Annotated in this window: 3 protein-coding genes; all 3 read left to right on the top strand. The window is 45.0% G+C overall.

The features are described 5' to 3' along the window. Positions 1-395: 395 nt before the first annotated feature. The 3 genes from Q0340_RS08840 to Q0340_RS08830 all read left to right on the top strand — a co-directional run bounded on the left by Q0340_RS08840 (position 396) and on the right by Q0340_RS08830 (position 3027). On the top strand, positions 396-1427 hold the full coding sequence (locus Q0340_RS08840; RefSeq protein WP_177387284.1) for a hypothetical protein: 1032 nt from the start codon (positions 396-398) through the stop codon (positions 1425-1427). Positions 1428-1919: 492 nt separating this feature from the next. Beyond that, a complete protein-coding gene (locus Q0340_RS08835; RefSeq protein WP_298083017.1) occupies positions 1920-2510 on the top strand; it encodes a hypothetical protein in 591 nt (196 codons plus the stop codon). Between the two features lie 16 nt (positions 2511-2526). Then, complete coding sequence (locus tag Q0340_RS08830) at positions 2527-3027, top strand: cold shock domain-containing protein (RefSeq protein ID WP_298083016.1); 501 nt, start codon at positions 2527-2529, stop codon at positions 3025-3027. Positions 3028-3037: the final 10 nt, after the last annotated feature.

Raw genomic sequence — 3037 nt, 5'->3', positions numbered from 1 at the left:
GGCGCAGAGCGTCTTGAAATTTTAAGATAGGATGGCGAGACGGCGGCAAGGTGTGGCGAAGGAATTTTAAGGCGCGATATCGCAATATGCGCGGTGTGCGAAAATTTTAGGTCGCGAGAGATTGGATGCGGCGCGGCAGTGAAATGTCAAAGCGTGCGGCACAGTTAAATTTGTATCTAAATTTTAAAATTCCAAGCTTGCAAGACCTGCAGGGCGCTTAATACAGCCTTGATGCACATCGTGCAGGCAGTCTAGCATGCGGTACGAGAATTTTAAGTGCAAGATAAAGGCGGCAAGTATGCACGGATGTTAAAATTTTAATATGTAATAGCGTTAAGGCTGCTTGTTATTTATGAAATAAAATTTTAAAACCAAACCAACACGAAAGGAAAAACATGGGATTTTTATCCAAAGACGAAGAGCCGCAGAAGCAGGGCGCTAAAAAAGCGGCGAAGCAACCGCCGATCTTGATGAAGCAAACGCAAGAGGTGATCACCAATATCGAGAAATATCTGGGCGCGCCGCTGCTTACCTACTTCAATTCGGGCGCGGGCAGCGTTTGCGGCAACGACGCGATCAGTATCAACGACCACCTAAAGGGCAAGCATTTCGAAAAGCTCTACCTTTACATCAAAAGCGACGGCGGCAGCGGCATCGCCTCGCTTAAGATCGTCTCGATCCTACGCAACCACTGCGACGAGCTGATCGCGCTGGTGCCGGCAAACTGCGCTTCGGCGGCTACGATGATGGCGCTTGGGGCTAATAAAATTTTAATGGGGCCGCTAGGCTATCTCACGTCGGTCGATACTTCGCTGCGACACGAGCTTTCGCCGGTTACGAACACCAACGACCAAGCCAACGTCTCGATGGACGAGCTAAGCCGCGTGGTGAAGCTTTGGAAAAATAACGAGCGCCCGAACGACGAGAACCCGTACAAGGAGCTTTATAAATATATCCATCCGCTCGTTTTCGGCGCCGTCGATCGCGCAAGCAGCCTGTCGCTTAAAATTTGCCGCGAAATTCTGCGCTACCACTTCGAAGATGAGCAAAAGATCGCCTTTATCAGCGACAAGCTAAATAGCGGCTATCCGTCGCACGACTATCCGATCTTATTCAGAGAGGCTAACGAGCTTGGGCTTCAGGTCGAGAAGATGGATACGCGCCTAAGCGAGATGCTTCAAATTTTAAACGAGCTCTACGCCGAGATGGGGCAGCGCACGTTCACCGACTTTGATGAGAACAACTACCACGACAACAACATCGCCAACATCATCGAAATTTCGGGATGCCAGATCTACTATCAGATCGACAAGGACTGGTTTTATCGCGAGGAGGAGAAGCGCTGGATAGTGCTAAATGACGAGAGCTCGTGGCGCAAAAACGAGATCGACGGCAAAAATATCAAAAACAGTATCTATTATATTTAGTGCTGTTTTGGATTTCGCGTCGCTTTAAATTTGCGGCTTGTAAAATTTAAATCGGCGCATAAAATTTAAGCGAGCAGCAGCGACAAACGGCGCTAATGGAGCTCGTGGGCGATGACGTAGCCGCGCTTATGGACGAGCTGGAAAACAGGATGTGCAGGTAAATTTAAAATTTTAAAAGCGGCAATAGGAGGCGCCAACCTGGCTTGGCGATAAAAGCTGCGCCGTGAAATTTTAAATTTAGCCGGTTCGAGCCGATCTTTTCGGCTAAGCTTACGCTGTGGTCTAAATTTACGTTTTACGTCGCGGCTTTTAAATTTAGCCTTTGCAAGCGGCGCAGAATTTTAAAATTTGCGTCCGCGCGAGCAAAGCGGCGGCGTTTGAGAAGCAAATTTAAATCTGCGCGCGGTAAATGCGGTAAATTTAGCAAATTTCGCTTTGCTGATTCCGCTTCATAAATTCGGCAAAATTTTAAAATTTAAAGGATTTTTCGCGATGAAATTTTTTATCTCATCTTTGTTTTTGGCTCTGTCGCTGCTCGGCTGCGCAGGCAAAAACCCGCCCGAAACCGATAAAACCTACGTTCTTTCAAGCGAGTTTGGCGATACGAAATACGCTTTTTACGGCGGCAATCTCTACGAAAACGGCGCGATTTTAGGCCCTTACGAAACGCGCGGCGATGTGAAGCTTGCGATTTTAGGCGGTAGCGGCGCAAATTTAGACAAAAACGCAAAGCTCATAAAACTATATTTTTTCGAGCGCAGATACGGCGCGATCTACGCCATAAGCCACAAAAACGGGGTCTGCGCCGAGTATAATAAGGGAAATTTCGTAGATTTTCAAATTTTATTTAATATTTTTCAAAGCAAAGAGTGGTTTAATTATAGCGGCGGCATTTCTGCGGGCGGCGAGAGGCTAAAAGAGCTGAGTTCGGCGCGCATGGCGAAATTTAACGGCGCAAAGCTCGGCGCAGCAGATGAAAAGACGAGGCGCGAGTATCAAAAGGCTCGCCGTGAGGCGATTTTGTATTTTCAGCTTAACGCAAACGACATGCGCGAGCTGATTTTTAAAAAATTATGCGAATAAATTAAAAGGAGAAAAGATGAGAGAGGTAATCAGTGGTAGCGTGAAGAAATTTTTTCCCGATAAAGGTTTCGGCTTTATTACTGATGATGATGGCGTAGAGTATTTCTTTCATAAAAATGATATTTTGAATGCAAAAATTGCGTCAGGCGATTTTGTATTATTTAAACCGAGCGTCGGTCCTAAAGGAAGCATCGCAAAGCAGATAAGCCTAATTAGTTTCGAGATTCCTTCAAAAATTTTTTTTGAAAATGAAATACCTCGCGAGTATAAAATTTTAGAGCATTCATCTTATAGGTTTTCTATTTTTGGTGTGGACGGCAGAATTATAGGATGTAAAAATTCCACTAAAAATAGACTAAAAATATACGCAGAGGCTTTCGGTGCAAACGCTTTGTTAAATATCCAATATAATAAAGGTCAAGAGGAGCGCACCAACGATACTATTATTTATGATGACGATGGTGATATTAACTGCATTATACCAAATACTTATTATGTAAATACTCATCTGTTTTAAGCGTATCTAG

This window comes from uncultured Campylobacter sp. (assembly GCF_938045595.1).
Taxonomy (GTDB): domain Bacteria; phylum Campylobacterota; class Campylobacteria; order Campylobacterales; family Campylobacteraceae; genus Campylobacter_B.
Note: the sequence above shows the minus strand (reverse complement) of the source record. Positions and strands in the feature narration are given on the sequence as shown.